At 72.4% G+C, this 24,727-nt stretch carries 27 protein-coding genes; 13 read left to right on the top strand and 14 right to left on the bottom strand.

Annotated features, from left to right (window positions below):
* Positions 1-2: 2 nt before the first annotated feature.
* Positions 3-233: a DUF6213 family protein gene (locus ACIGXJ_RS13475; RefSeq protein WP_399644061.1), complete on the top strand. Its 231-nt coding sequence runs from the start codon at positions 3-5 to the stop codon at positions 231-233.
* A gap of 112 nt (positions 234-345) precedes the next feature.
* On the opposite strand, the gene ACIGXJ_RS13470 is transcribed toward ACIGXJ_RS13475, so the two are convergent.
* Entirely contained in the window at positions 346-1,572 is a 1,227-nt protein-coding gene (locus ACIGXJ_RS13470; protein WP_399644060.1) for an acyl-CoA dehydrogenase family protein, read from the bottom strand.
* 170 nt (positions 1,573-1,742) lie between these two features.
* Here ACIGXJ_RS13470 and ACIGXJ_RS13465 point away from each other — a divergent pair, with 170 nt between their 5' ends.
* Positions 1,743-2,387, top strand: a complete 645-nt coding sequence (locus ACIGXJ_RS13465; RefSeq protein ID WP_399644057.1) for a TetR family transcriptional regulator — start codon at positions 1,743-1,745, stop codon at positions 2,385-2,387.
* Positions 2,388-2,433: 46 nt separating this feature from the next.
* On the opposite strand, the gene def is transcribed toward ACIGXJ_RS13465, so the two are convergent.
* A complete protein-coding gene (gene def, locus ACIGXJ_RS13460) occupies positions 2,434-2,979 on the bottom strand; it encodes a peptide deformylase (protein ID WP_399644055.1) in 546 nt (181 codons plus the stop codon).
* A 158-nt stretch (positions 2,980-3,137) separates the two neighbouring features.
* Here def and ACIGXJ_RS13455 point away from each other — a divergent pair, with 158 nt between their 5' ends.
* From ACIGXJ_RS13455 to ACIGXJ_RS13435, 5 genes are all read left to right on the top strand, one after another.
* Positions 3,138-4,376: a MurT ligase domain-containing protein gene (locus ACIGXJ_RS13455; RefSeq protein WP_399644053.1), complete on the top strand. Its 1,239-nt coding sequence runs from the start codon at positions 3,138-3,140 to the stop codon at positions 4,374-4,376.
* Positions 4,377-4,392: 16 nt separating this feature from the next.
* Entirely contained in the window at positions 4,393-5,121 is a 729-nt protein-coding gene (locus ACIGXJ_RS13450; protein ID WP_399644051.1) for a type 1 glutamine amidotransferase, read from the top strand.
* Positions 5,122-5,329: 208 nt separating this feature from the next.
* Positions 5,330-6,355 (top strand): 6-phosphofructokinase, encoded by a 1,026-nt coding sequence (locus ACIGXJ_RS13445; RefSeq protein WP_399644049.1) that lies wholly within the window; start codon positions 5,330-5,332, stop codon positions 6,353-6,355.
* 139 nt (positions 6,356-6,494) lie between these two features.
* The gene (locus ACIGXJ_RS13440) at positions 6,495-7,448 is read left to right on the top strand and encodes a cytochrome c oxidase assembly protein (RefSeq protein WP_399644047.1); all 954 of its coding nucleotides are present in this window, start codon (positions 6,495-6,497) and stop codon (positions 7,446-7,448) included.
* A 51-nt stretch (positions 7,449-7,499) separates the two neighbouring features.
* Entirely contained in the window at positions 7,500-7,703 is a 204-nt protein-coding gene (locus ACIGXJ_RS13435) for a hypothetical protein (protein WP_399644873.1), read from the top strand.
* A 3-nt stretch (positions 7,704-7,706) separates the two neighbouring features.
* On the opposite strand, the gene ACIGXJ_RS13430 is transcribed toward ACIGXJ_RS13435, so the two are convergent.
* From ACIGXJ_RS13430 to ACIGXJ_RS13415, 4 genes are read right to left on the bottom strand one after another with little or no spacing between them, the layout of a single operon-like run.
* A complete protein-coding gene (locus tag ACIGXJ_RS13430) occupies positions 7,707-8,915 on the bottom strand; it encodes a sensor histidine kinase (RefSeq protein WP_399644045.1) in 1,209 nt (402 codons plus the stop codon).
* Complete coding sequence (locus ACIGXJ_RS13425; protein ID WP_399644042.1) at positions 8,912-10,627, bottom strand: cation acetate symporter; 1,716 nt, start codon at positions 10,625-10,627, stop codon at positions 8,912-8,914. The genes ACIGXJ_RS13430 and ACIGXJ_RS13425 overlap by 4 nt, the downstream gene beginning before the upstream one ends.
* A complete protein-coding gene (locus tag ACIGXJ_RS13420; protein WP_399644040.1) occupies positions 10,624-10,983 on the bottom strand; it encodes a hypothetical protein in 360 nt (119 codons plus the stop codon). Before ACIGXJ_RS13420 ends, ACIGXJ_RS13425 begins: the two co-directional genes overlap by 4 nt.
* Before the next feature lies 1 nt (position 10,984).
* Complete coding sequence (locus ACIGXJ_RS13415) at positions 10,985-11,737, bottom strand: LytR/AlgR family response regulator transcription factor (protein WP_399644038.1); 753 nt, start codon at positions 11,735-11,737, stop codon at positions 10,985-10,987.
* Positions 11,738-11,815: 78 nt separating this feature from the next.
* Between ACIGXJ_RS13415 and ACIGXJ_RS13410 the strand changes: the two genes are divergently transcribed.
* From ACIGXJ_RS13410 to ACIGXJ_RS13390, 5 genes are all read left to right on the top strand, one after another.
* Positions 11,816-12,325, top strand: coding sequence for an Lrp/AsnC family transcriptional regulator (locus tag ACIGXJ_RS13410; protein ID WP_399644036.1), 510 nt, complete (start codon positions 11,816-11,818; stop codon positions 12,323-12,325).
* A gap of 118 nt (positions 12,326-12,443) precedes the next feature.
* Positions 12,444-13,265 carry a dimethylargininase gene (gene ddaH, locus ACIGXJ_RS13405; RefSeq protein WP_399644033.1) on the top strand — a complete coding sequence of 274 codons (822 nt, stop codon included), beginning with the start codon at positions 12,444-12,446 and terminating at the stop codon, positions 13,263-13,265.
* Entirely contained in the window at positions 13,265-14,491 is a 1,227-nt protein-coding gene (gene rocD, locus ACIGXJ_RS13400; protein WP_399644031.1) for an ornithine--oxo-acid transaminase, read from the top strand. The genes ddaH and rocD overlap by 1 nt, the downstream gene beginning before the upstream one ends.
* 127 nt (positions 14,492-14,618) lie before the next feature.
* Positions 14,619-15,329, top strand: coding sequence for a lysophospholipid acyltransferase family protein (locus tag ACIGXJ_RS13395; protein WP_399644029.1), 711 nt, complete (start codon positions 14,619-14,621; stop codon positions 15,327-15,329).
* A gap of 68 nt (positions 15,330-15,397) precedes the next feature.
* Positions 15,398-16,471, top strand: coding sequence for an NAD-dependent epimerase/dehydratase family protein (locus tag ACIGXJ_RS13390; RefSeq protein WP_399644027.1), 1,074 nt, complete (start codon positions 15,398-15,400; stop codon positions 16,469-16,471).
* Here the strand turns inward: ACIGXJ_RS13390 and ACIGXJ_RS13385 are convergent.
* The 8 genes from ACIGXJ_RS13385 to ACIGXJ_RS13350 all read right to left on the bottom strand — a co-directional run bounded on the left by ACIGXJ_RS13385 (position 16,437) and on the right by ACIGXJ_RS13350 (position 23,502).
* Positions 16,437-18,032, bottom strand: coding sequence for an alpha/beta hydrolase (locus ACIGXJ_RS13385; protein WP_399644841.1), 1,596 nt, complete (start codon positions 18,030-18,032; stop codon positions 16,437-16,439). The two genes, ACIGXJ_RS13390 and ACIGXJ_RS13385, sit on opposite strands and share 35 nt — an antisense overlap.
* 129 nt (positions 18,033-18,161) lie before the next feature.
* A complete protein-coding gene (locus tag ACIGXJ_RS13380) occupies positions 18,162-18,965 on the bottom strand; it encodes an urease accessory protein UreD (RefSeq protein WP_399644025.1) in 804 nt (267 codons plus the stop codon).
* Positions 18,923-19,609, bottom strand: coding sequence for an urease accessory protein UreG (gene ureG, locus ACIGXJ_RS13375; protein WP_399644022.1), 687 nt, complete (start codon positions 19,607-19,609; stop codon positions 18,923-18,925). Before ureG ends, ACIGXJ_RS13380 begins: the two co-directional genes overlap by 43 nt.
* A 119-nt stretch (positions 19,610-19,728) precedes the next feature.
* Positions 19,729-20,403 (bottom strand): urease accessory protein UreF, encoded by a 675-nt coding sequence (locus ACIGXJ_RS13370; protein WP_399644020.1) that lies wholly within the window; start codon positions 20,401-20,403, stop codon positions 19,729-19,731.
* Positions 20,403-22,124 carry an urease subunit alpha gene (locus ACIGXJ_RS13365; protein WP_399644018.1) on the bottom strand — a complete coding sequence of 574 codons (1,722 nt, stop codon included), beginning with the start codon at positions 22,122-22,124 and terminating at the stop codon, positions 20,403-20,405. The genes ACIGXJ_RS13370 and ACIGXJ_RS13365 overlap by 1 nt, the downstream gene beginning before the upstream one ends.
* The gene (locus ACIGXJ_RS13360) at positions 22,117-22,428 is read right to left on the bottom strand and encodes an urease subunit beta (protein WP_399644016.1); all 312 of its coding nucleotides are present in this window, start codon (positions 22,426-22,428) and stop codon (positions 22,117-22,119) included. Before ACIGXJ_RS13360 ends, ACIGXJ_RS13365 begins: the two co-directional genes overlap by 8 nt.
* A 10-nt stretch (positions 22,429-22,438) precedes the next feature.
* The gene (locus ACIGXJ_RS13355; RefSeq protein ID WP_399644013.1) at positions 22,439-22,741 is read right to left on the bottom strand and encodes an urease subunit gamma; all 303 of its coding nucleotides are present in this window, start codon (positions 22,739-22,741) and stop codon (positions 22,439-22,441) included.
* 113 nt (positions 22,742-22,854) lie between these two features.
* On the bottom strand, positions 22,855-23,502 hold the full coding sequence (locus ACIGXJ_RS13350; protein ID WP_399644011.1) for a TetR/AcrR family transcriptional regulator: 648 nt from the start codon (positions 23,500-23,502) through the stop codon (positions 22,855-22,857).
* Between the two features lie 154 nt (positions 23,503-23,656).
* Here ACIGXJ_RS13350 and ACIGXJ_RS13345 point away from each other — a divergent pair, with 154 nt between their 5' ends.
* The gene (locus tag ACIGXJ_RS13345) at positions 23,657-24,655 is read left to right on the top strand and encodes an ABC transporter permease (RefSeq protein WP_399644010.1); all 999 of its coding nucleotides are present in this window, start codon (positions 23,657-23,659) and stop codon (positions 24,653-24,655) included.
* Positions 24,656-24,727: the final 72 nt, after the last annotated feature.

Below are 24,727 nucleotides of genomic sequence, written 5' to 3'. Positions count from 1 at the left end.
GTGTGCGCGAAGTGACTCTGCCTCTGATTGTCGACGACCGTGGCGCCTTGCAGGTGTCCGCGGCCGATGTGAGCAAGCTGCTGCGTACGGTGGGGGCGCGGTGGGTGCACCTTGTCGAGGCCGGGCAGGAGGGGCTGGACGAGGACACGGTCGCCGCGCTGACGATCGAGCTGGCGAAGCTCGCCGACCGGATCGACGTGGCGTGCATCGCGCACAGCAGCGGGCAGAGCTGAGAGCGCGCCGGGGGCCGTCCCCGACCGGTCGGGCAGTTGACCCCGCCGAGGATCGGCCGACCCGGGGGTGCGGGGAACTGCGCGAGCGGCCGTGGACGGCCCGCGGACGGCATCAGCGAATGGGCATCCCGGCGAGGGTGCGGGCGATCACCAGCCGCTGGATCTCGCTCGTGCCCTCGAAGATGGTGTAGATCGCCGCGTCCCGGTGCATGCGCTCCACCGGGTATTCCCGCGTGTAGCCGTTGCCGCCGAGGATCTGGATCGCCTCGGCGGTGACCTTCTTCGCGGTCTCCGAGGCGAACAGCTTGGACATGGACCCCTCGGCTGCGGTGAACGGCTTGCCGTTGACGGCCATCCAGGAGGCGCGCCAGACGAGCAGCCGGGCGGCGTCGATCTGGGTGCGCATGTCGGCAAGTTTGAAGGCCACGCCCTGGTTGTCGATGATCGGGCGGCCGAACTGCTCGCGGGTCCTCGCGTAGTCGAGGGCGACCTCGTACGCGGCCCGCGCCGTGCCGACCGCCATCGCACCCACCGCGGGGCGGCTGGCCTCGAAGGTCGCCATCGCCGCGTTCTTCACCCGCTCGCCGCCGGCCTTGGCCTTCTCACGGGCCCGTGCGAGGCGCTCGTCCAGCTTCTCCTTGCCGCCGAGGAGGCAGGAGCCGGGGACACGCACGTCCTCCAGGACGACCTCGGCGGTGTGCGAGGCGCGGATGCCGTGCTTCTTGAACTTCTGGCCCTGGGACAGGCCGGGCGTGTCCGGCGGGACGATGAAGGAGGCGTGACCCTTGGAGCCGAGTTCCGGGTCGACGACCGCGACGACGACATGGACGTTGGCGATGCCGCCGTTGGTCGCCCAGGTCTTGGTGCCGTTGAGCACCCACTCGTCCTTGGCCTCGTCGTACACGGCGCGCGTGCGCATCGAGGCGACGTCGGAGCCGGCGTCGGGCTCGGAGGAGCAGAACGCGGCGACCTTCACGTCGTTCGCGTCGCCGTACATCTGGGGGATCCAGGTGCCGATCTGCTCGTCCGTGCCGTTGGCGAGGACGCCTACGGCGGCGAGACCGGTGCCGACGATGGACAGGCCGATGCCGGCATCGCCCCAGAACAGCTCCTCCATGACCATCGGGATGCCGAGGCCGGTCGGGTCGAAGTACTGCTGGGCGTAGAAGTCGAGGGAGTAGATGCCGACCTTCGCGGCCTCCTGGATGACCGGCCAGGGAGTCTCCTCACGCTCGTCCCATTCGGCGGCCGCGGGCCGGATGACGTCGGCGGCGAAGCCGTGCAGCCAGTCCCGGACCTCCTTCTGTTCGTCGTTGAGCTCCATGGTGAACTCGGCCATGTCCCCTCCAGCGGCGGCACCTGCGTGTTACTTGCGGTAACCGCAGTCTGTTACCGACGGGTAGGAAAAGTCAACTCGTCAGACCGGGTCGGCAGCCCGTTCGATGCCCGGAACGGGTTGAGTGTTAGTTTGCGCTGGCGTCACCGATTCAGCACGGGTGGGGAGAGATCATGGACACCACGCAGCGGACCGAGCAGCAGCGGTCCGCCGACCGCCGACGGCGCGAGCTGCTGGAGGCCGCGGACAGGGTGGTGCTTCGGGACGGCCCGCAGGCGTCGATGAACGCGATCGCGGCGGAGGCCGGCATCACGAAGCCGATCCTCTACCGGCACTTCGGTGACAAGGGCGGCCTGTACGCGGCCCTCGCCAAGCGGCACACGGACGCGCTGCTCGCCTCGCTGCGGGCCGCGCTGGACGCTCCCGCCGAGCGCCGGGAGCGCGTGGAGTCCACCTTGGACACCTATCTCGCCGCCATCGAGGCGCGACCCCAGGTGTACCGGTTCCTGATGCACCCCGCGGAGGGCGGCCATGCCGGGGACCAGGGGTTCGACGTGGGCAAGCACTCGGCTCCGGTGCTGCGGAGGATGGGCGAGGAGCTGGCGCAGGTCATCGAGGAGCGGGTCGACCTCGGACCGGGGTCCCAGCAGCTGGCCAGGGTGTGGGGGCATGGCATCGTCGGGATGATGCACGCCGCCGGGGACTGGTGGCTGGGGGAACGGCCCTGTTCGCGGGGTGAGTTGGTGCGCGGTCTCGCCGACCTGCTCTGGGGGCGGCTTGCTGCCGCCGGGGACCGAGCGGGTGGGCCCGGGTTCTGATGCCGTCTGCGGGCCGTGGGGGGTGCTCGCGCGGTTCCCCGCGCCCCTAGCCGCCCGCACTCCAAGGCGCCTTCGAGACCTGTCGCATCAGTCTGCGGTGACGCCAGCCGGTCACACGGTCGGCATAGACGGTTCCGTCCAAGTGGTCGCACTCGTGCTGGAGGCATCGGGCGAACCAGCCCGTGCCGTGGATCGTGACCGGATCGCCCGTCATCGTCAGGCCCTCGACCACCGCGTGGTCGTAGCGGACCGTGCCCGCTTCCAGGCCCGGCAGGGACAGACAGCCCTCCGGGCCGCGGATCTCCAGACCGTCGGCCTCCACCAGACGGGGGTTGACCACATGTCCGAGATGCCGTACATCCTCGTCGTCGGGACAGTCGAAGACGAACACCCGCAGCGGCTCGCCCACCTGGTTGGCGGCCAGGCCGACCCCGTTCGCGGCGTACATCGTGGCGAACAAGTCCTCCACGAGCGCCGCAAGTTCCGGGCCGAAGTCGGTGACGTCGGCGCAGGGGGTGTGCAGGGCCGGGTCGCCGAGCAGGGTGAGGGGCCGGACGCGCCCGCGGGCGCCCGGGATCGAGCCGTTTCGCATGCCCGCAAGGGTACGGTCTGGCAGGTCACGTCCGGTGCGTGCCCGGATCGTGACGGTGCCGCGATTCGGGCAGGTGAGTGGATCTCGATAGGCTGAGGCCACACCACGTGGCCGTAAGGATGTCGGCGCGGCGCGTACGCAAGGAGGATCGAGGACTGATGGCAGGCAACTCGGACCCGCTCACGCCGCGGGCCAAGCTCGCCGTGACCGCGGGCAAGGCGGTCGCGGCGGCATCCCGTGCCGCGGGACGCGGCAGCGGTTCGGTGATCGGCGGACGGGTGGCCCTCAAGCTCGACCCCGACCTGCTCGCCCGGCTCGCGCAGAACCTGGACGTGGTCCTGGTCTCCGCCACCAACGGCAAGACCACCACCACACGGCTCATCGCAGAGGCGCTGCGCGCGGCCGGCCCGGTCGTGTCGAACGCGCTCGGCGCCAACATGCCGGCGGGTATCACCTCGGCGCTCGCGGGCGGCTCGGACGCGAAGTTCGGCGTGATCGAGGTCGACGAGAAGTACCTCGCGGGCGTCGCCCGGGACACCGACCCCAAGTGCATCGCCCTGCTGAACCTCTCGCGCGACCAGCTCGACCGTGCCGCCGAGACCCGGATGCTCGCCGAGAACTGGCGCGAGGGGCTGGCCGGCTCCAAGGCCGTCGTCGTCGCCAACGCCGACGACCCGCTCGTCGTGTGGGCCGCGTCCTCCTCCCCGAACGTGATCTGGGTCGCGGCCGGGCAGATGTGGAAGGACGACGCCTGGTCCTGCCCGTCCTGCGGCGGTGTGATGCAGCGCCCCGGCGACGACTGGTTCTGCGGCGACTGCGGCTTCCGCCGGCCCACCCCGACCTGGGCGCTGTCCGGCGACCACGTGCTCGACCCGCACGGCTCGGCCTGGCCGATCCACCTCCAGCTGCCGGGTCGTGCCAACAAGGCCAACGCCACGTCCTCCGCGGCCGTCGCCGCCGTGTTCGGGGTGCCGCCGCAGGTCGCGCTGGAGCGGATGTACCAGGTGCAGGCCGTCGCCGGACGCTACGACGTCGTCCAGTTCGAGGGCCGTGACCTCAGGCTGCTGCTGGCGAAGAACCCGGCCGGCTGGCTGGAGACGTTCTCGCTCATCGACCCGCCGCCGGCCCCGGTCATCCTGTCCGTGAACGCGCGCGGCGCCGACGGCACGGACACGTCCTGGCTGTGGGACGTCGACTACACCCGGCTGACCGGGCACCCGATCTTCGTGATCGGCGACCGCAAGCTCGACCTCGCGGTGCGCCTGGAGGTCGCCGACCAGCACTTCCAGGTGTGCGAGAACCTCGACCAGGCGGTGCAGATGTGCCCGCCCGGCCGGATCGAGGTCATCGCCAACTACACCGCCTTCCAGGACCTGCGCCGCCGCGTCGGCAACTGACCATCAGGGGACTTTCGTGAGCGACAACCAACTGCGGGTCGTCTGGATCTACCCGGACCTGCTGAGCACCTACGGCGACCAGGGCAACGTCCTCGTCGTGGAGCGCCGGGCGCGGCAGCGGGGCCTGGACGTGGCGCGGCTCGACGTGCGCAGCGACCAGCCGATCCCCACCTCCGGCGACATCTACCTCATCGGCGGCGGCGAGGACCGGCCGCAGCGGCTCGCGGCCGAGCGGCTGCGCCGCGACGGGGGCCTGTACCGGGCGGTGGAGAACGGCGCGATCGTGTTCTCCGTGTGCGCCGGCTACCAGATCCTCGGCCACGAGTTCATCAACGACCTCGGCCAGCGCGAGCCTGGCCTCGGTCTGCTGGACGTGGTCTCGGTGCGCGGCGAGGGCGAGCGGTGCGTCGGTGACGTGCTCGCCGACATCGACCCGCGGCTCGGCCTGCCCCCGCTGACCGGCTTCGAGAACCACCAGGGCGTGACCCACCTCGGCCCGACGGCCCGTCCCTTCGCCAATGTCCGCCTCGGCAACGGCAACGGCACGGGCGACGGCACGGAGGGTGCCTACAACGACACTGTCTTCGGCACCTACATGCACGGCCCGGTCCTCGCGCGCAACCCGCTGATCGCCGACCTGCTGCTGAAGCTGGCGCTCGACGTGAACGCGCTGCCGCCGACCGACGACCGCTGGTACGAGGCCCTGCGCAACGAGCGCATCGCGGCCGCGCAGCAGCCCGCCTGATCCTCGGCACCCGAAGCCGCCCGGAGTTCTGTGACTCCGGGCGGCTTTTGTCCGGGCCCGCCTGACGGATCGTCTGCTCATATGTGCAGGTATGTCCAGCAGGCGGACGCCCGGTGCGGTGGCACCCCCTCACGCCGGTAGGGTGACCTGGATCTCGCCGGACAACGTGGTCCGGTCCCCGGCCCACGTTGCAAAGGTATTTCGGGCTATGCGCATTGGTGTCCTCACGTCCGGCGGCGACTGCCCCGGCCTGAACGCCGTCATCCGGTCCGTCGTGCACCGTGCCGTCGCCGACCACGGCGACGAGGTCATCGGTTTCCGGGACGGCTGGAAAGGCCTCCTGGAGTGCGACTACCTCAAGCTCGACCTCGACGCGGTGGGCGGCATCCTCGCCCGCGGCGGCACGATCCTCGGCTCCTCCCGCGTCCAGCCGTCGCATCTGCGGGACGGCGTCGAGCGGGCCAAGGGGCACGTGGCCGACCTCGGTCTCGACGCGATCATCCCGATCGGCGGCGAGGGCACCCTCAAGGCGGCCCGGCTGATGTCCGACAACGGGCTGCCCATCGTCGGCGTACCGAAGACGATCGACAACGACATCGCCGTCACGGACGTCACCTTCGGCTTCGACACGGCCGTCGGCGTGGCGACCGAGGCGCTGGACCGGCTCAAGACCACCGCCGAGTCCCACCAGCGGGTGCTCGTGGTGGAGGTCATGGGCCGCCACACCGGCTGGATCGCGCTGCACTCCGGCATGGCCGCGGGCGCCCACGCGATCGTGGTGCCCGAGCGGCCCTTCGACATCGACGAGCTCACCGCGGTGGTCGGCGAGCGGTTCGAGGCCGGCAAGCGCTTCGCGATCGTCGTGGCCGCGGAGGGGGCCAAGCCGCGGCCCGGGTCCATGGAGTTCGACGAGGGCGGCAAGGACGTCTACGGGCACGAGCGGTTCGCGGGGATAGCGCGGCAGCTGTCGGTCGAGCTGGAGCGGCGGCTCGGCAAGGAGGCCCGGCCGGTCATCCTCGGCCATGTGCAGCGCGGCGGCACCCCGACCGCCTACGACCGGGTGCTCGCGACCCGGTTCGGCTGGCATGCGGTGGAGGCCGTGCACCGGGGCGAGTTCGGGATGATGACCGCGCTTCGGGGGACGGACATCGTGATGGTGTCGCTGGCCGAGGCCGTGGAGACGCTGAAGACCGTGCCGGCCGAGCGGTACGCCGAGGCCGAGTGCGTGCTGTAGCCGCCCGGCGGCTGCGGGTCGTGGATGGTTCCCCGCGCCCCTGAGGTACCTGTGCCCCCGGTGACTTCTGTCGCCGGGGGCCGCTTTAGTCTTGGTGCCGGACGTTTTCGTACAACCCCCATGAAACAGGAGCCGGCGCATGGATCACAGCGGGCACGGCATGACCATGGATCTGCCGCCGTTCACGCTGGGGCGGGGTCTTCAGTGGTCGCCTGACGGGTTCTTCCTCGTCGCCTGCCTGGCCGGGATCGCGCTCTACGTCTGGGGTGTCGTGCGGCTGCGGCGGCGCGGGGACGCCTGGTCGACGGGTCGTACGCTCGCCTTCGTCTCGGGCGTGCTGACCATCGGGCTGGTGATGTGCACCAAGCTCAACGACTACGGCATGGTCATGTTCAGCGTGCACATGGTGCAGCACATGGTGATCAGCATGCTGTCGCCGATCCTGATCCTGCTGGGCGCGCCGGTGACGCTGGCGCTGCGGGCGCTGCCGCCGGCGGGGCGGGGGCGCAAGGGGCCGCGTGAGCTGCTGCTGGCCCTGCTGCACAGCCGGTACATGCGGGTGGTCACGCATCCGGCGTTCACGATCCCGATGTTCATCGCGAGCCTGTACGCGCTGTACTTCACCCCGCTGTTCGACACCCTGATGGGCTCCAAGGTGGGCCACGCCGGGATGATGGTGCACTTCCTGGCGGTCGGGCTGGTCTTCTTCTGGCCGATCATGGGCGTGGACCCCGGCCCGCACCGGCCGGGCTATCTGATGCGGATGCTGGAGCTGTTCGCGGGCATGCCGTTCCACGCGTTCTTCGGGATCGCGCTGATGATGGGCACGACCCCCATGGTGGAGACGTACAAGAACCCGCCCGCCTCGCTCGGTATCGACGCGCTCGCCGACCAGAACGCGGCCGGCGGCATCGCCTGGGCGTTCAGCGAGATCCCGTCCGTGCTGGTGCTGATCGCCCTGCTGTTCCAGTGGTACGGCTCCGAGCAGCGGCAGGCCAAGCGGCAGGACCGGGCCGCCGACCGGGACGGCGACAAGGAGCTGGCGGCGTACAACGCCTACCTGGCCTCCCTGAACGCGCGCGGGAGCAGCTGAAAAGGGGCCGGTCCGGGAAAAGCCGGCCGGAATCCATGGATCGGGGGCACCATGGAGGGACGGACGGACGAGGAGGGTGTCGCGATGCCCGGTTCCACGGACAGCTCCACGAAGACCATGGGGGTGCTCACCGTCGGCGGGCTCGTCGTGGTGACGGCCTACACGGCGGCGCTCGGCAGCAACGGCTGGCTGTGGTTCGGCTGGGTCGTGCTCGGGCTGATCACCCTCGGCATGGTGGCCACGCGCAGCACCTGAGCCTCAGTCCCGGCCGAGCCGGGCCCCCGAGTGCACGCCCGGCTGGTACTTCGGCAGCCGGGCGGTGACCTTCATGCCCGCGCCCACCGCGGTCTCGATGACGAGGCCGTGGTCGTCGCCGTAGACCTGGCGGAGCCGGTCGTCGACGTTGCACAGGCCGATGCCGCCCGAGGGGCTGCCCTCGCCGGCGAGGATGCGGCGCAGCAGGGCGGGGTCCATGCCGGCGCCGTCGTCCTCGATGACGACCAGGGCCTCGGCGCCCGCGTCCTGCGCGGTGATCCGGATGTGGCACTTGTCGGTCTTGCCCTCCAGGCCGTGCTTGACCGCGTTCTCCACGAGCGGCTGGAGGCACAGGAACGGCAGCGCCACCGGCAGCACCTCGGGGGCGATCTGCAGGGTGACCGAGAGGCGGTCGCCGAAGCGCGCCCTGACCAGGGCGAGGTAGTGGTCGATGGCGTGCAGCTCGTCGGCGAGGGTGGTGAAGTCGCCGTGCCGGCGGAACGAGTAGCGGGTGAAGTCGGCGAACTCCAGCAGCAGCTCCCGGGCCCGCTCGGGATCGGTCCGCACGAAGGACGCGATCACCGCGAGCGAGTTGAAGATGAAGTGCGGGGAGATCTGCGCGCGCAGGGCCTTGATCTCGGCCTCGATCAGCCGGGTGCGGGACTGGTCCAGGTCGGCCAGCTCCAGCTGGACGGAAACCCAGCGGGCGACCTCGCCCGCGGCCCGGACGAGCACGGCAGACTCTCGGGGCGCGCAGGCCACCAGCGTGCCGTGCACCCGGTCGTCGACGGTGAGCGGGGCGACCACGGCCCAGCGGACCGGGCAGTCGGGGGTGTCGCAGGTCAGCGGGAACGCCTCGCCCCGGCCGCTGTCCAGCGGGCCCGCGAGCCGCTCCATGATCTCGGTACGGTGGTGGGCGCCGACCCCGTCCCACACCAGGACGCGTTCCTCGTCGGTCAGGCACAGCGCGTCCGTGCCGAGCAGCGAGCGCAGCCTGCGGGCCGACTTGCGGGCGGTCTCCTCGGTGAGGCCCGCCCGCAGCGGGGGCGCGGCCAGCGACGCGGTGTGCAGGGTCTCGAAGGTGGCGTGCTCGACGGGCGTGCCGAGGCCACCGCCCCGGCGCTCGGGGCGCGCGGTGCGGCGGCCCAGCCAGAAGCCGAGCGCGAGCAGCGGCAGGACGGCCACGCACAGGCCCGCGACGAACCCGGTCATGTCCTGGCCTCCGCCCTGGTGAGGTCCTCCGGCAGGTGGAAGCGGGCCAGGATCGCCCCGGTGCCCGGCGGGACCCGGCCGGGGGTCGCCAGGGACACCAGGATCATGGTGAGGAAGCCCAGCGGGACGGACCACAGGGCGGGCCAGGCGAGCAGGGCGTGCAGGCCGCCGGCGCCCGGGAAGCCGGACATCGTCGCGGCGACGGCGAGGAACGCCGCTCCCCCGCCGGCCAGCATCCCCGCGGCCGCGCCCGGCGGGGTGAGCCGGCGCCACCAGATGCCGAGGACCAGCAGCGGGCAGAAGGACGACGCCGACACGGCGAAGGCCAGTCCGACCGCGTCGGCGACCGGCAGCCCGCCGGCCAGGGCGCTCGCCGCGAGCGGCACCAGCATGGCGAGACCGGTGCCGAGCCGGAAGTGCCGTACGCCGCGGGCGGGCAGCACGTCCTGGGCGAGGACGCCCGCGACCGCCATGGTCAGGCCCGACGCCGTCGACAGGAACGCCGCGAACGCGCCTCCGGCGAGCAGCGCGCCGAGCAGGTCCCCGCCCACCCCGCCGATCATGCGGCCGGGCAGCAGCAGGACGGCCGCGTCCGCGTCGCCGGTGAGGGTCAGCTCGGGGGCGTAGAGCCGGCCGAGGGCGCCGTAGACCGGTGGGAGCAGGTAGAAGCCGCCGACCAGGGCGAGGACCGCGACCGTGGTGCGGCGGGCCGCGACGCCGTGCGGGCTGGTGTAGAAGCGGACCACGACATGGGGCAGGCCCATGGTGCCGAGGAAGGTGGCGAGGATCAGCCCGTACGTGGCGTACAGCGGGCGTTCGGCGCGGGAGGCGGCCAGCGAGGTGGACATGCCGCCGTTGCTGCCGCGCTCGGCGGCGGGCACGGCCGTGCCGGGGGCGAAGGTGAGGCGGGTGCCGGCCTCGATGCGGTGGACGCCGGGGCGCAGGGTGGTCTCGTCGGCGTCGTGGTCGCGGCCGTCGACCGTGCCGGTGACCGTGGCCGTCAGGGGCCGCTCCAGCCGCAGGGCGAGGGTGTCGTCGACCTGGACCGTGCGCTGCTCGCGGAAGGCCGCCGGTTCCTCGAAGGCGCGGTTCGGGGCACCGTCGTGCTGCCAGGCCAGGACCAGGAAGAGCGCCGGGACCAGCAGGGCGGTGAGCTTGAGCCAGTACTGGAACGCCTGCACGAAGGTGATGCTGCGCATGCCGCCCGCGGCGACGGTCACCGTCACGACGACGGCCACGATCACGCCGCCGAGCCAGTCCGGGGCGCCGGTCAGGACGGTGAGGGTGAGGCCCGCGCCCTGGAGCTGGGGCAGCAGATAGAGCCAGCCGACGCCGACGACGAAGGCGCCCGCGAGCCGGCGTACCGCAGGGGAGGCGAGGCGGGCCTCGGCGAAGTCGGGCAGCGTGTAGGCGCCGGAGCGGCGCAGCGGGGCGGCGACGAAGAGCAGCAGGACCAGGTAGCCGGCGGTGTAGCCGACCGGGTACCAGAGCATGTCGGGGCCCTGGACGAGTACCAGTCCGGCGATGCCGAGGAAGGACGCGGCCGAGAGGTACTCGCCGCTGATGGCGGCGGCGTTCAGGCGGGGGCCGACCGTGCGGGAGGCCACGTAGAAGTCGGAGGTGGTGCGGGAGATGCGCAGGCCGAAGGCGCCGACGAGGACGGTCGCGACGACCACCAGGGCTACCGCGGGTATGGCGTAGCTGGGGTTCATCGGTCCTCGACCAGGCGCACGAAGTCGCGCTCGTTGCGCTCGGCCCGCCGCACGTACCAGCGGGCCAGCAGCACCAGCGGCGCGTACAGGCCGAAGCCGAGGACGCCCCACTCGAGGCGGCGGGCGGCGGGCATGGCGGCGAAGAGCAGGGGCAGCGGGCCGACGAGCAGGACGAGCACGGCGAAGGCGGTGAGGCCGGCGCGCAGCTGGGTGCGCATGAGGGAGCGGACGTAGGTGTGACCCAGGGTGGTCTGCTCGTCGATCTCGGTGCGCGGGCGGTAGTAGCCGGGGGCGCGCCGGGTGCGCCGGGGCGGGCCGGTGACCACTATGCGGGTCTCGGCGGGCTCCTGCGGCATCTCAGGGCCTCCTCATCAGCAGGTCCCGCAGCTCGCGCGCGTGACGGCGGCTGACCTGGAGCTCCTGTGCGCCGACCATGACGCTGACGGCGCCGGCGTCCAGGCGGAGCTCGCCGATGTGGCGCAGGGCGACCAGGTGGCGGCGGTGGATGCGGACGAAGCCGCGGGCGCGCCAGCGCTCCTCCAGGGTGGACAGCGGGATGCGCACCAGATGGCTGCCCTGGGGCGTGTGCAGCCGGGCGTAGTCGCCGCGGGCCTCGACATGGGTGATGTCGGCGACCGCGACGAACCGGGTCACTCCGCCGAGCTCGACGGCTATGTGGTCCGGGTCGGGTTCGTGCACGGGGATGCGCGGGGCGGCCGTACCGAGCAGGTCGGCGGTGCGGCGGACGGCCTCGGCGAGGCGCTCCCGGCGCACGGGTTTGAGGACGTAGTCGACGGCCTTGAGGTCGAAGGCCTGCACGGCGAAGTCCTCGTGGGCGGTGACGAACACGACCAGCGGCGGGTGGGCGAACCCGGTCAGCAGCCGGGCGAGGTCGAGTCCGTCCAGGCCGGGCATCTGGATGTCGAGGAAGACGACGTCGATCGCGTCGGGCCCGCCGGGTCCGGACTCCAGGGCGCGGTTGATGCGGCGCAGGGCCTCGGTGGCGTCGCCGGCGCCCTCCACGCTGCCGATGCGGGGGTCGGCCTGGAGGAGGTAGAGCAGTTCCTCCAGCGAGGGGCGTTCGTCGTCGACGGCGAGGGCGCGCAGCATGAAGGTGGAGTGTAGGAGCAAACCGCACACCTGAACACGTGCCGGTGTCGCGGCGTTCCCGCTGGATAGGGTGCGGCCATGAACAGCAGGACCAGCCCGTTCGACGAGCTCGACCGGAAGATCATCACCGCCCTGATGGCGAACGCGCGGACCAGTTTCGCCGAGATCGGCGCGACGATCGGGCTGTCGGCGACGGCGGTCAAGCGGCGGGTGGACCGGATGCGGGACACCGGGGTGATCACCGGGTTCACGGCGACCGTGCGGCCCTCGGCGCTGGGCTGGCGCACGGAGGCGTATGTCGAGGTGTACTGCGAGGGCGCGGCGCCGCCGCGGCGGCTGGCGGAGGTGGTGCGCAACCATCCGGAGATCACCGCGGCGATGACCGTGACGGGCGGCGCGGACGCGCTGCTGCACGTGCGGGCGCGGGACGTGGAGCACTTCGAGGAGGTGCTGGAGCGCATTCGTGCGGAGCCGTTCATCCGCAAGACGATCAGTGTGATGGTGCTGTCCCATCTGCTGCCTGAGAGTCCTGAGGCGGGTGCGTCACATCCCGCACCGGAGGGCGCAGCAGACGTGCGTCTGCCCTGATCAAGACGCAGCAATCCTGCGCGGACACGCAGCTTTCGTTTCTTGTCCGCCATCTCCGTCAGTTCCTACCTTGGTCTCACCCCTGACCGATCACCGCAGGAAGCGGAGGAACCCCTCTGTGACCGACAGCCGTGTGCCGCGCCGGCGGCGTTTCCTCGTGTGCGAGCCCAGACACTTCGCCGTGCAGTACGCGATCAATCCCTGGATGCATCCCGACGTCCGGGTCGACGTCGATCTCGCCCAGGAGCAGTGGCAGTCGCTGATCAGCGCCTACCGCACGCACGGGCACGACATCGACGCCGTGGAGCCGGTGGCCGGGCTCCCGGACATGGTCTTCGCCGCGAACTCCGCCGCCGTCGTCGACGGCCGGGTCTTCGGCTCCCTCTTCCACGCGCCCGAGCGGCGCCCGGAGTCCCTGCACTACGACACCTGGTTCAAGCAGGCCGGCTACGACGTCCACCGCCCGGAGTCGGTGTGCGAGGGCGAGGGCGACCTGGTGTGGACGGGCCGCTACGTCCTGGCCGGGCACGGCTTCCGCACCACGCGGGAGGCGCACCGCGAGGCCCAGGAGTTCTTCGGCCGGCCGGTGGTCAGCCTGACGCTGGTGGACCCGTACTTCTACCACCTGGACACGGCGCTGTTCGTCCTCGACGACTCCGCCGACGGCAACAACATCGTCTACTACCCGGAGGCGTTCTCCCCGGGCAGCCGTGAGGTGCTCGCCCGGCTGTACCCGAACGCGGTGCTCGCCACCCGTGACGACGCGATGGCGTTCGGGCTGAACTCCGTGTCCGACGGCCGCCACGTCTTCATCGCACCGCAGGCCGAGACGCTGTCGATGCGCCTCGCCGAGCACGGCTATGTCCCCGTCCCCGTCGACCTCTCCGAGTTCCACAAGGCCGGCGGCGGCATCAAGTGCTGCACCCAGGAGATCCGCTGATGACCGCACCCGCCCACACCCGCTCCTCCGCCGAGCTGATCCGCGCCGAGGAGCCGGTCCTCGCCCACAACTACCACCCGCTGCCCGTGGTCGTGGCGAGCGCCGAGGGCGCCTGGGTGCAGGACGTCGAGGGCCGCCGCTACCTGGACATGCTGGCCGGCTACTCGGCCCTGAACTTCGGTCACCGCCACCCCGCGCTGATCGAGGCCGCGCACCTCCAGCTGGACCGGCTGACCCTGACCTCGCGGGCCTTCCACAACGACCGGCTCGCCGAGTTCGCGGAGCGGCTCGCCCGGCTGACCGGGCACGACATGGTGCTGCCGATGAACACCGGCGCCGAGGCGGTGGAGAGCGGCATCAAGCTGGCCCGCAAGTGGGCGTACGACGTCAAGGGCGTGCCCGACGGGCAGGCTTCGATCGTGGTGGCCGCGGACAACTTCCACGGCCGTACGACGACCATCGTCGGCTTCTCCACGGACGAGACGGCCCGTGCCGGGTTCGGCCCGTTCGCGCCCGGCTTCCGGATCGTGCCCTACAACGACCTGGCGGCGATGGAGGCGGCGATCGACGAGACGACCGCGGCCGTGCTGATCGAGCCGATCCAGGGCGAGGCCGGCGTCATCGTCCCCGACGACGGCTACCTGGCCGGGCTGCGCGAACTGACCCGGCGCAAGGGCTGCCTGTTCATCGCGGACGAGATCCAGTCGGGGCTCGGCCGCACCGGCCGCACCCTCGCCGTCGAGCACGAGGGCGTCGTCCCGGACCTGGTGCTGCTGGGCAAGGCGCTGGGCGGCGGCATCGTGCCGGTGTCCGCGGTGGTCGGCACCCGCGAGGTGCTCGGGCTGCTGAAGCCGGGCGAGCACGGCTCCACGTTCGGCGGCAACCCCCTCGCCGCCGCGGTCGGCACGGCCGTGGTCGAGCTGCTGGAGACCGGCGAGTTCCAGGCGCGGGCGGCCGAGCTGGGCGTGGTCCTGCGCGAGGGCCTGGCCGGGCTGGCCGGCCGGGGCGTGGTCGGCTTCCGCGCGCGCGGCCTGTGGGCGGGCGTGGACGTCGACCCGGCCATCGGCAGCGGCCGGGAGATCAGCGAGCGCCTGATGCGCGAGGGCGTCCTGGCGAAGGACACCCACGGCTCCACGATCCGGCTGGCGCCGCCGCTGACCGTCACGGCCGACGAACTGCGCTCGGCGCTCGGCTCGCTGGAGAAGGTGCTGGTGCAGGGAGCCTGATCCCACCCGGGGAGCCTCCGGCCGTCACGTCGTGTTCCGGCCGGGGGCGCCCGCGCCTACACTGAACCGTTGTTGAGCTGCGAGAACGTGGCGGTTGTGGCGAGTCACCGGAGTGAGGAGCGACCCCTTGTTCTACTACGTGCTCAAGTACGTGCTGCTGGGACCGCTGCTCAGGGTGGTCTTCCGGCCGCGCATCGAGGGTCTGGAGCACATCCCGGACTCGGGCGCGGCCATCGTCGCCGGCAACCACCTGTCCTTCTCCGACCACTTCCTGATGCCGGCCGTGCTCAAGCGCCGCATCACCTTCCTGGCGAAGGCCGAGTACTTCACCGGACCCGGCCTCAAGGGCCGGCTGACCGCTTACTTCTTCCGCAGCGCGGGCCAGATCCCGGTGGACCGCTCCGGCAAGGAGGCCGGCCAGGCCGCCATCCGCGAGGGCCTCGGGGTGCTGTCCAAGGGCGAGCTGCTCGGCATCTACCCCGAGGGCACCCGCTCGCACGACGGGCGCCTGTACAAGGGCAAGGTCGGCGTCGCCGTCATGGCCCTCAAGGCGGGCGTCCCGGTGATCCCCTGCGCCATGATCGGCACCTTCGAGGCCCAGCCGCCCGGGAAGGTCGTTCCGCGGATCCGCCCGGTGACCATCCGGTTCGGCGCGCCCCTGGACTTCTCCCGCTACGCCGGCATGGAGAACGAGAAGACGGTCCTGCGCGCCGTCACCGACGAGATCATGTACGCCATCCTCTCGCTGTCCGAGCAGGAGTACGTCGACACGTACGCGGCCGTCGCCAAGGCCGAGGACGCCGCCGCGAAGGAGCGCAGGTTCCCGCGGATCCGCTGACCTGACCGGCCCTCTGCCCTCAGCAGATCCCCTGGGTGACAAGGCCGTTGTGCGCCTACGGTCGCTCCATGGGACGAGCTGTGGTGATCGGGGCGACGGGACAGATCGGCCGCCCGGCGGTGGCGGCACTGGCGCGTGACGGCTGGGAGGTGACGGCCGCCTCGCGCGGCGGCGGCCGTGACGAGGACTGGCCCGGCGACGTACGGGCCGTGCGCCTGGACCGGGAGGACGACCGGGCGCTGGAGTCGGTGCTGGGCGACGGCTGCGACCTCGTGGTCGACATGGTCGCCTTCAGGGCACACCATGCCCGGCAGCTGACCCGGCTGGCCGACCGGATCGGTTCGGCGGTGGTGATCTCCAGCGTCGCCGTCTACCAGGACGACAAGGGGCGCGGCTTCGACACCCAGTCCGAGCCTGACGGCTTCCCGCACTACCCGCTGCCCCTGCCGGAGACCCAGACCACGGTCGCCGCCGGCGACGCCACGTACAGCACGGCGAAGGTGGCGGTCGAGCAGGAACTCCTCGCCGCGGGCGAGCGGTTGCCGGCCACGCTGCTGCGCGCCGGCGCGGTGCACGGCCCGCACTGCCGCACCCCGCGCGAGCTGTACTTCGTCAAGCGGAACCTGGACGGCCGCCGCAGGCGGGTCATCGCCTACGGCGGCCGCAGCCGCTTCCACCCGGTCGGCGTCCACACCCTGGCCGAGCTGATCCGCCTGGCGGCGGCCCGCCCCGGCTCGCGCGTGCTGAACGCCGCGGACGCCGAGGCCCCTACGGTCGTCGAGATCGCGGCCGCCGTCGACGCCGTGATGGGCGCCGACGCCGAGAACGTCCTCGTCGACGGCCCGCCGCCGGCACCGACCGTGGGCGACACGCCCTGGTCGGTACCGGCGCCGGTCGTCTGCGACATGTCGGCCGCCGAACGCGAGCTGGGCTACCGCCCGGTGGCCGCGTACGCCGACACCCTCCCGGAGACCATCGACTGGATCACCCGCCGGCTGTCCCTCGGCGACTGGCGCGAGGTGTATCCGAAGATGTACGCGGCGTACGGCGACCTCTTCGACTACTCGGCGGAGGACACCTGGCTGAGGACAGCGCCCCAGGAGCGCGTCACGGCTTGGGAACCGCGTGCGGCTCACAGGTGACGTCGGCGGAGTCCAGCGAACCGTTCAGCAGGTAGGCGTCCACCCGCTCGTTGATGCACGGGTTGACCAGGCTGGTCACACCGTGCGAGCCCGCGTTCTTCTCGGTGATGAGCCGCGACCCCTTGAACCGCGCGTGCAGCGACACGGCCCCCTCGTACGGCGTGGCCGCGTCCCGCTCCGACTGCACGATCAGCACCGGCGGCAGGCCCTTGTGCGAACGCACCTCGACCGGAGTCTGCTGCTTGACCGGCCAGGTGGCGCACGGCAGGTTCATCCAGGCGTTGGCCCAGGTCATGAACGGGTGGTCGCGGTGCAGCAGCGTGTTGTCGCGGTTCCACCTCTTCCAGCTGGTGGGCCACTTGGCGTCGGCGCACTCGACGGCCGTGTAGACGGCGTTGCCGTTCTCCGACGCGGCGTTGCCGGCGGTGTCGGACAGGTCGGGCGCGGCGGCGTCGACGAGGGCCTGGGTGTCACCGGCGACGTACTTGCTGAAGACGGTGGCGACCGGCACCCACGAGGAGTCGTAGTACGGGGCGCTCTGGAAGAAGGAGATCAGCTCGGCCGGGCCGACGACCCCGCCGATCGGGCTCTTCTTGGCGGTGGCGCGCAGTTCGAGCCACTTGGCCTGGACGGCGTCGCGGGTGGTGCCGAGGTGGAACGCGGCGTCGTTCGCGGCAACCCAGTCCTGCCAGTCCTTCCAGCGGCCCTCGAAGGCGACGTCCTGGTCCAGGTTGGCCTGGTACCAGATCTTCTCCCGGGAGGGGTTGACCACGCTGTCGACGACCATGCGGCGCACATGGGTCGGGAACAGGGTGCCGTAGACGGCGCCCAGGTAGGTGCCGTACGAGACGCCGAGGAAGTTCAGCTTCTTCTCGCCGAGGGCGGCGCGGATCACGTCGAGGTCGCGCGCGGTGTTCGGCGTGGTCATGTGCGGCAGCATCTCGCCGCTGCGCTCGTAGCAGCCCTCGGCGTACTCGCGGGCGAGCTTGCGCTGGGCCAGCTTGTCGGCCTCGGTGTCGGGCACCGGGTCGAGCTTGGGCGCCTTGACGAACTCCTGCGGGTCGACGCAGGAGATCGGCGTGGACTTGCCGACACCGCGCGGGTCGAAGCCGACGAAGTCGTAGGCCTTGGCGGCCTTCGCCCACACGGGCGACTTGGTGACGACACGGCGCGGGAAGCGCAGGCCGGAGCCGCCGGGGCCGCCGGGGTTGTAGAGGAGGGCGCCCTGGCGCTCCTCGGGGGTGCCGGTGTTGCCGATGTGGTCCACGGCGAGCTTGATCTGCTTGCCGTAGGGCTTGGTGTAGTCGAGCGGCACGGTGACCCAGCCGCACTGGATGGGCTTCTCGAGGCCCCACTCGGCGGGGCAGTCCTGCCAGTCGATGCCCGCCTTGGCGGCGCGGGCCGCGGCGATCGCGGTGCCCTGCGCCTCGCTGTAGCCGCGGTGGCGGCCGGAGTCCGTGTTCGCGCTGGCCGTGGGCGCGGTCACCGCCCCGGCGAGCAGCGTGGCGGCGATCAGCGTGCCGGCCGAACCTATGGCGGCCGTGCGCTTCTTCACTCTCATACCGGTCAAGTAAGCCTCCCCGTACATTGTTTCGAGACAAGTACGGGCGATCCTGTCGGCTGAGAGGTCCCTGACAACAGGGGCGGCCGGTCTTCTTTGCCAATCCGATAACCGGAGCGGCGTTTCCGGTCAGCGGTGACCGTCTTCGAGCAGCGTCAAAGCCCGGTCCAGCGTCCGCCGCAGTCGCAGCGCGTCGGACGCGACGGCGCCGACGAGAACGGCGGGCCCGGCGAGCGGCATCAGCACGGCCCCCTCCCCGAGGACCGCGGCAGGCACCGGACAGGTACCGTACTCCGGCCGCACGACCAGGAGTTGGCCGACCGCGCGGTGTCCGCCGAGCACGGCGGGGCCGTCCCAGCCGCCCGGCGCCCCGGGCCCGCAGGACAGTTCCTGGTCGAGCACGGTACGCCCGGCGACCCGCACGGTGAGACGGCTGCCGAGCCGCCCGGGTTCCTCCCCCGCCCGCCCGAGCACCTGCTCCTCGCGCAGCACGAGGCGGGCCGTGGGCGCGAGGTCGGCACGGGTGGTGACGTACAGGTCGCTGCCGCGTGCTGAGATCAACTGCTCGGGCAGCCAGTGCAGTTCACCGCCGTCGGCGACGTCGAGCCGTACGTCGTGACGCGCCTCGCCCTTGGCCTGTCCGGGCAGCGCGAGGGTGGCGGCGGCCGAGCCGACGTGCAGCCGGGCGCCCGCGGCGACGTCCGCGTGCACCGCGAGCCGGTCTCCGCCGAGGGGACCGCTCATGGCGCCGACGATGAGCACACGGGCCTCACTGCCGCTCCCCCGGGTCCGGCGCAGCGCCAGCGGCCCCTCGCTCTCCAGCACGGGCAGGGCCGTACCGCCCCGTCCGTCGGCGCGAGCGGCCATCCGTGCGGTGGCGCGTACCCCGCTCACGGGCGGGCCCGCCACGCGGCGAGCTGCGCCCGCACCCATGCGGCGACCTCGCCGACCCCCGCCCCGCCGCCGCGCAGCGACTGGAGGACGACCGGCAGTTCGGCGCGCTGCGCCTTGGCGTCGGCGGCCATCCGCTCCAGGTCCGAGCCGACGTACGGCGCGAGGTCGGTCTTGTTGACGACCAGCAGGTCGGCCGTGGTCACTCCGGGGCCGCCCTTGCGCGGGATGTCGTCCCCGCCGGCCACGTCGATCACGAAGATCTGCGCGTCCACCAGGCCCTTGGAGAAGGTGGCGGTGAGGTTGTCGCCCCCGGACTCGACCAGGATCAGATCGAGCGGTCCCACCTCCTCCTCCAGGTCCTCCACCGCCTCCAGGTTCGCGGAGATGTCGTCCCTGATCGCGGTGTGCGGACATGCCCCGGTCTCCACGGCGGCGATCCGCTCCGGCGGCAGCACGGCCTCGCGGAGCAGGAACTCGGCGTCCTCGCGCGTGTAGATGTCGTTGGTGACGACGGCGAGCGACAACTCCTCCCGCAGCGCCCGGCACAAGGCGGCGACGGTCGCGGTCTTGCCGGATCCGACGGGCCCTCCCAGCCCGATCCGCAGGGCCCGGCGCGAGCCGTCGGGCCGACGGGCGTCGGCACTGAGTGCGGCGGGGCCGTGGTGGGAGTGGTCGAGGTGCATGAAACAGGGCTCCGATCTCAGCCCGTCCGGCGTTCGAGGACGAGGCCGTTCAGGCGGATGGGGGGTCCGGGGGCGAAGCCCCCGGGGACGGACGGGAAGGGGCGGCGGGGGCGAGAAAGTCAGGACGCGAACAGCCGCACAGGCCACCCCGCGTGCACCTCCGCCGAGATCTCCAGCAGCGGCGCGGACGCCGCGGGCAGCGCGTCGACTCCCTGCTCGGCCACCCGCCGGGCCCCCTCCACCGCCCGGTCCGCGACGCGATCCAGCTCCGGGGCCAGCCGCGCGAGCACGGCCGTCGCTTCGAAGGGGTCGAGCCCGAGCAGCCGCACCACAGCGGTCGCCGCCCCGCTCACCCCCTCGTACGCCGCGCAGTACGCCGCGTCGGCCGCGTCGAGCCCGGCCGCACGGGCGACGGCCCCGAGCACGACAGGCTGGTGCGCGCCCTTGGGGAACCGCCCTGCCAGGGCGTCGAGTTCGGCCGACGGCCACGTGGCACGCCCGGCCCGCAGCAGCTGCCGCCCCAGCTTCCGTGCGGCGCCCCGCAACGCGGGCGACGGGGTGCGGGCGTCGGCGGCGGTGTCCAGCTCCGCCGCGTCCACCCCCAGCGCGGCCGACGCGGCGAGCGCGGCCGACACCAGTCCGGCCGTGTGCAACCGCCCCCGGCAGAAGGCCTCCAGGCTCGCGGCGTCGGTGATCCGCCCGGCCTTGACGGCCGCCTCGGCCCCGCCGGAGTGGGCGTGCCCTCCGGCGGGGAAGCGGCCGTCGGCCAGGACCAGTAGCGCTGCCCTGGACATCAGAAGAGGAAGTAGCGCTGGGCCATGGGCAGTTCGGCCGCGGGGGTCGCCTCGACGAGTTCGCCGTCGATGTGCACGGCGAAGCTGTCGGGGTCGATGTCGACGCGTGGCCGGGCGTCGTTCTCCCGCATGTCCGCCTTGGTGACCGAGCGGGTCGACTCGATGGCCACGAACCGCTTGCCGAGCGCGAGCCGTTCGGGCAGCCCGTCCTCGACGGCCAGGGGTGCGACGAAGTTGACCGAGTTGGACGCGGGGGCGCGGCCGATCGCGCCGTACATCGGGCGCGGCAGGACGGGCTGCGGGGTGGGGATGGAGGCGTTGGCGTCGCCCATCTGCGCATAGGCGATCTGGCCGCCCTTGAGGACGAGGTGCGGCTTGACGCCGAAGAACGCCGGTTCCCACAGCACGAGATCGGCGAGCTTGCCGCTCTCCACCGACCCGATCTCCCGCGCGAGGCCCTGGGCGAGGGCCGGGTTGATCGTGTACTTGGCGACATAGCGGCGGACACGGCGGTTGTCGGCGCGCCCGTCCCCCGGCAGCGCTCCCCGCCGCCGCTTCATCACGTGCGCGGTCTGCCAGGTGCGCATGATCACCTCGCCGACGCGGCCCATGGCCTGGGAGTCGGAGGAGATGATCGAGATGGCGCCCAGGTCGTGCAGGATGTCCTCGGCGCCGATGGTCGAGGGCCGGATGCGGGACTCGGCGAAGGCGAGGTCCTCGGGGACGGCCGGGTTGAGGTGGTGGCAGACCATCAGCATGTCGAGGTGTTCCTCGGCGGTGTTGACGGTGAACGGCCGGGTCGGGTTGGTGGAGCTGGGCAGCACATGCGGCTCGGAGACGACCGTCATGATGTCGGGCGCGTGTCCGCCGCCGGCGCCCTCGGTGTGGTACGCGTGGATGCCGCGTCCGGCGATCGCGGCGAGGGTGTCGCCGACGAAGCCCGCCTCGTTCAGCGTGTCCGTGTGGATGGCGACCTGGATGCCGGTGCGGTCGGCGACGGTCAGCGCCGCGTCGATGACGGCCGGGGTGGATCCCCAGTCCTCGTGCAGCTTCAGCCCGAGGGCGCCGCCGCGGATCTGGGAGAGCATCGCCTCGTGGGAGACCGTGTTGCCCTTGCCGAGAAAGCCGATGTTGAGAGGGTGGGCCTCCATCGCCTCCAGCATCCGGGCCAGATGCCAGGGGCCGGGTGTCACGGTGGTGGCCTTCGAGCCCTCGGCCGGTCCGGTGCCGCCGCCGACCAGCGTGGTGATGCCGGACGCCAGTGCCTCGTCGGCGATCTGCGGGCAGATGAAGTGGACGTGCGCGTCGATCGCGCCGGCCGTCAGGATGCGGCCGTTGCCGGCGATGACCTCGGTCTCCGGCCCGATGACCAGATCCGGGTGCACGCCGTCCATGGTGTCGGGGTTGCCGGCCTTGCCGATGCCGGTGATGCGGCCGTCGCGGATGCCGACGTCCGCCTTGATCACACCCCAGTGGTCGACGATCACCGCGCCGGTGACGACGGTGTCCGGAGTGCCGTCCGCGCGCGTGGCACGGGCCTGCCCCATGGACTCGCGGATGACCTTGCCGCCGCCGAACACGGCCTCGTCGCCGGAGCGTCCGGGCCCTCCGCTGCGGTCCTCCTCGACCTCGATCAGCAGATCGGTGTCGGCGAGCCGGATGCGGTCGCCGGTCGTCGGCCCGAACAGGTCCGCGTAAGCGGCGCGGGAGATCTCAGGCATCGAGGGCACCTCCGGTCTCCCCGCGCAGCCCGGGCACCACGCGGGCACCGGCCAGCGGGACGAGTTCGATCTCGACGGGGATGCCGGGCTCGAAGCGTACGGCCGTCCCCGCGGGGACGTTCAGCCGCTTGCCGCGGGCGGCGGCGCGGTCGAAGGCCAGGCCCGGGTTGGCTTCGGCGAAGTGGTAGTGGGAGCCGACCTGGACGGGCCGGTCAGCGGCGTTGAGGACGGTCAGGCGGGTGACCTCGCGGCCCTCGTTGCAGACGATCGGCTCGTCCGCGAACAGGATCTCGCCGGGAATCATCGCCGCCCCCTCACACGATCGGGTCGTGGACGGTGACGAGTTTGGTGCCGTCCGGGAAAGTGGCCTCGACCTGCACGTCGTGGATCATCTCCGGGACGCCGTCCATGACGTCGTCCCGGGTGAGCAGCCGGCGCCCGGAGGCCATCAGCTCGGCGACCGTACGGCCGTCCCGGGCGCCTTCGAGGATGTGCGAGGTGATCAGGGCGACGGCTTCGGGGTGGTTGAGTCTGAGCCCGCGGGCCCGGCGCTTCCCGGCGACGTCGGCCGCCACATGGATCAGCAGCCTCTCCTGCTCGTGCGGGGTCAGTTGCACGTCCCACCTCACATCCTCGTTCCGGACCGTGCGGGGTCCGCGATGTCGCCGCCGTCCAGCAAAGTCCCTGGTGGCGTGGTGGGGCAGGCTAGTTGGGCCGCGTTTCGGGGACGTTAACCAACCTGTGACCCGGCGGCGTCCGGCTCCGCGTCCGTCATGCTCATCAGCGCGCGCAGTCCGTCGCGCAGGACGTCGACCGGGGCGGGGCCGAACAGCGCCTGCTGGGCGATGAATCCGAGCACGGCGGCGATCATCGTACGAGCGACATGGTCGGGCTCGATGTCCGAGCGCATGCGCCCGGACCCCTGGTAGACCCGCACGATCCGCGCCCAGGCCTCGCGCACCGAGCCGTAGCCCTCGCGCAGGACCTCGGCGAGGCCGTCGTTGCGCGGGATCTCCGACCAGACCTGGACGACCAGGCGCGGGAAGGCGGGTTGTCCGTCGACCGTGAGGTTCTCGCGCAGGGCGAGGGTGCGGCTGAGGACGGCGGCCACGAGGCGGTCCGGCGGCGGGGGCGGGGTCTGCTCGGCGGCCGTCTCGAAGGCCTCGCGGACCTCGCCCAGCACCTCGGAGACGATCGCGGCGATCAGCTCCTCCTTGCCGCTGAAGTAGCGGTAGACGGCCCCGGCGGACAGCTCGGCCTCCTTCAGCACGTCCTGCATGGACGTGGCGTGGAAGCCGTTGCGGGCGAAGCACAGCGCGGCGCCGTCGAGGATCTGCCGGCGCCGGGCGTCGAGGTGTTCCTGGGATACGCGAGCCATGACCGCAACCTAAAACGAACGTTCCTTCTTGACAAGGAGGGACACGGAGGAGCAGCTTGGAGACGCGGTAAAACGAACGATCCTTCTTTTTGGCGCCCTTCCTTGACCTTCTGACGAACGCCCCTTCTTCTCGATCCGAGAGGCCGGAGAGCCCATGTCCACCCCAGCACCGTCGCCCGCGTCCCGCCGACTCCTCGCGGTCGTCGTCCTCGTCCCGCTCCTCGCGGCCCTCGCCCTGTGGGCCTTCGCCTGGCCGGCCGCCCGGACCGCGCCGCGCGGCCTCCCGATCGGTGTGGCCGGCCCCACCGCCGCCACCGCGCAGGTGGAGCGGCGCCTGGAGGCACACGAGGGCGCCTTCGACGTCCACCGGTACGCCGACGCGGACGCGGCCCGCCGGGCGATCGAGGACCGGTCCGTCTACGGCGCGGTCGTGGTGGGCGAGCGCGGCCCCGAGCTGCTCACCGCCTCCGCCGCGAGCCCGCTGGTGGCCCAGCTGCTCCGGCAGGCGGTGGCCGAGCAGGCCCCGGCCGGGGCCGGGCCGCGCGTGGTCGACGTGGCCGCCGCGCCGGAGCGGGACCCGCGCGGGGCGGCACTGACCGCGAGCGTGCTGCCGCTGGCCCTGGCCGGGATCGCGATGGGTGCCCTGGTCACGCTGAGCGGCTTGCGGGGCGTGCGCGCGGCGGCCGGCCTGATGGGCGCGGCGGCCCTGGTCGGCGTGGTCGCGGCCGCCCTCGCGCACAGCTGGCTGGGCGTGCTCACCGGCGACTGGTGGGCGGAGGCCGGCGCCCTGGGGCTGGCCGCGCTGGCGGTCGGCTCCGCGGTCGCCGGCCTCGCGGCGCTGATCGGCCCGGCCGGGATCGGCGTCATGGCCGGCCTGGTGATGCTGCTGGGCAATCCGTTCTCCGCGGCGGCCTCGGCCCCGCAGATGCTGCCGGAGCCGGCCGGGGCCCTCGGTCAGTGGCTGCCGCCGGGCGCGGGGACGACGCTGATCCGCTCGGTGTCGTACTTCGACGGCGCCGCCGCGACCGGACCCGCCCTGACGCTGACGTGGTGGGTGGTCGTCGGCCTCGGTGCCGTCCTGCTGGGCCCCGCCATCAGCCGGCCCCGCGCGACCGGGCCGACACCGGAGCGGGAGCCCGCCCTCACGCCGTAGCGGGGCGGAGGGGTCGGCGGGCCCGTGTCAGGCGCGGGGGGCCTCGGCGCGGGCCGGCGCGGGCGACTCGGC

This window comes from Streptomyces sp. NPDC053367, assembly GCF_044545925.1.
Lineage (GTDB): Bacteria > Actinomycetota > Actinomycetes > Streptomycetales > Streptomycetaceae > Streptomyces.
This window is presented reverse-complemented; position numbering and strand designations above follow the sequence as displayed.

What these genes read in the sequence shown, in the direction of transcription:
- ACIGXJ_RS13470 (WP_399644060.1), bottom strand. Translation starts at nt 1,572, where the DNA reads ATGGCCGAGTTCACCATGGAGCTCAACGACGAACAGAAGGAGGTCCGG.
- ACIGXJ_RS13465 (WP_399644057.1), top strand. Translation starts at nt 1,743, where the DNA reads ATGGACACCACGCAGCGGACCGAGCAGCAGCGGTCCGCCGACCGCCGA.
- def (WP_399644055.1), bottom strand. Translation starts at nt 2,979, where the DNA reads ATGCGAAACGGCTCGATCCCGGGCGCCCGCGGGCGCGTCCGGCCCCTC.
- ACIGXJ_RS13455 (WP_399644053.1), top strand. Translation starts at nt 3,138, where the DNA reads ATGGCAGGCAACTCGGACCCGCTCACGCCGCGGGCCAAGCTCGCCGTG.
- ACIGXJ_RS13445 (WP_399644049.1), top strand. Translation starts at nt 5,330, where the DNA reads ATGCGCATTGGTGTCCTCACGTCCGGCGGCGACTGCCCCGGCCTGAAC.
- ACIGXJ_RS13440 (WP_399644047.1), top strand. Translation starts at nt 6,495, where the DNA reads ATGGATCACAGCGGGCACGGCATGACCATGGATCTGCCGCCGTTCACG.
- ACIGXJ_RS13435 (WP_399644873.1), top strand. Translation starts at nt 7,500, where the DNA reads ATGGAGGGACGGACGGACGAGGAGGGTGTCGCGATGCCCGGTTCCACG.
- ACIGXJ_RS13430 (WP_399644045.1), bottom strand. Translation starts at nt 8,915, where the DNA reads ATGACCGGGTTCGTCGCGGGCCTGTGCGTGGCCGTCCTGCCGCTGCTC.
- ACIGXJ_RS13425 (WP_399644042.1), bottom strand. Translation starts at nt 10,627, where the DNA reads ATGAACCCCAGCTACGCCATACCCGCGGTAGCCCTGGTGGTCGTCGCG.
- ACIGXJ_RS13420 (WP_399644040.1), bottom strand. Translation starts at nt 10,983, where the DNA reads ATGCCGCAGGAGCCCGCCGAGACCCGCATAGTGGTCACCGGCCCGCCC.
- ACIGXJ_RS13415 (WP_399644038.1), bottom strand. Translation starts at nt 11,737, where the DNA reads ATGCTGCGCGCCCTCGCCGTCGACGACGAACGCCCCTCGCTGGAGGAA.
- ACIGXJ_RS13410 (WP_399644036.1), top strand. Translation starts at nt 11,816, where the DNA reads ATGAACAGCAGGACCAGCCCGTTCGACGAGCTCGACCGGAAGATCATC.
- rocD (WP_399644031.1), top strand. Translation starts at nt 13,265, where the DNA reads ATGACCGCACCCGCCCACACCCGCTCCTCCGCCGAGCTGATCCGCGCC.
- ACIGXJ_RS13390 (WP_399644027.1), top strand. Translation starts at nt 15,398, where the DNA reads ATGGGACGAGCTGTGGTGATCGGGGCGACGGGACAGATCGGCCGCCCG.
- ACIGXJ_RS13385 (WP_399644841.1), bottom strand. Translation starts at nt 18,032, where the DNA reads ATGAGAGTGAAGAAGCGCACGGCCGCCATAGGTTCGGCCGGCACGCTG.
- ACIGXJ_RS13380 (WP_399644025.1), bottom strand. Translation starts at nt 18,965, where the DNA reads ATGGGTGCGGGCGCAGCTCGCCGCGTGGCGGGCCCGCCCGTGAGCGGG.
- ureG (WP_399644022.1), bottom strand. Translation starts at nt 19,609, where the DNA reads ATGCACCTCGACCACTCCCACCACGGCCCCGCCGCACTCAGTGCCGAC.
- ACIGXJ_RS13370 (WP_399644020.1), bottom strand. Translation starts at nt 20,403, where the DNA reads ATGTCCAGGGCAGCGCTACTGGTCCTGGCCGACGGCCGCTTCCCCGCC.
- ACIGXJ_RS13365 (WP_399644018.1), bottom strand. Translation starts at nt 22,124, where the DNA reads ATGCCTGAGATCTCCCGCGCCGCTTACGCGGACCTGTTCGGGCCGACG.
- ACIGXJ_RS13360 (WP_399644016.1), bottom strand. Translation starts at nt 22,428, where the DNA reads ATGATTCCCGGCGAGATCCTGTTCGCGGACGAGCCGATCGTCTGCAAC.
- ACIGXJ_RS13350 (WP_399644011.1), bottom strand. Translation starts at nt 23,502, where the DNA reads ATGGCTCGCGTATCCCAGGAACACCTCGACGCCCGGCGCCGGCAGATC.
- ACIGXJ_RS13345 (WP_399644010.1), top strand. Translation starts at nt 23,657, where the DNA reads ATGTCCACCCCAGCACCGTCGCCCGCGTCCCGCCGACTCCTCGCGGTC.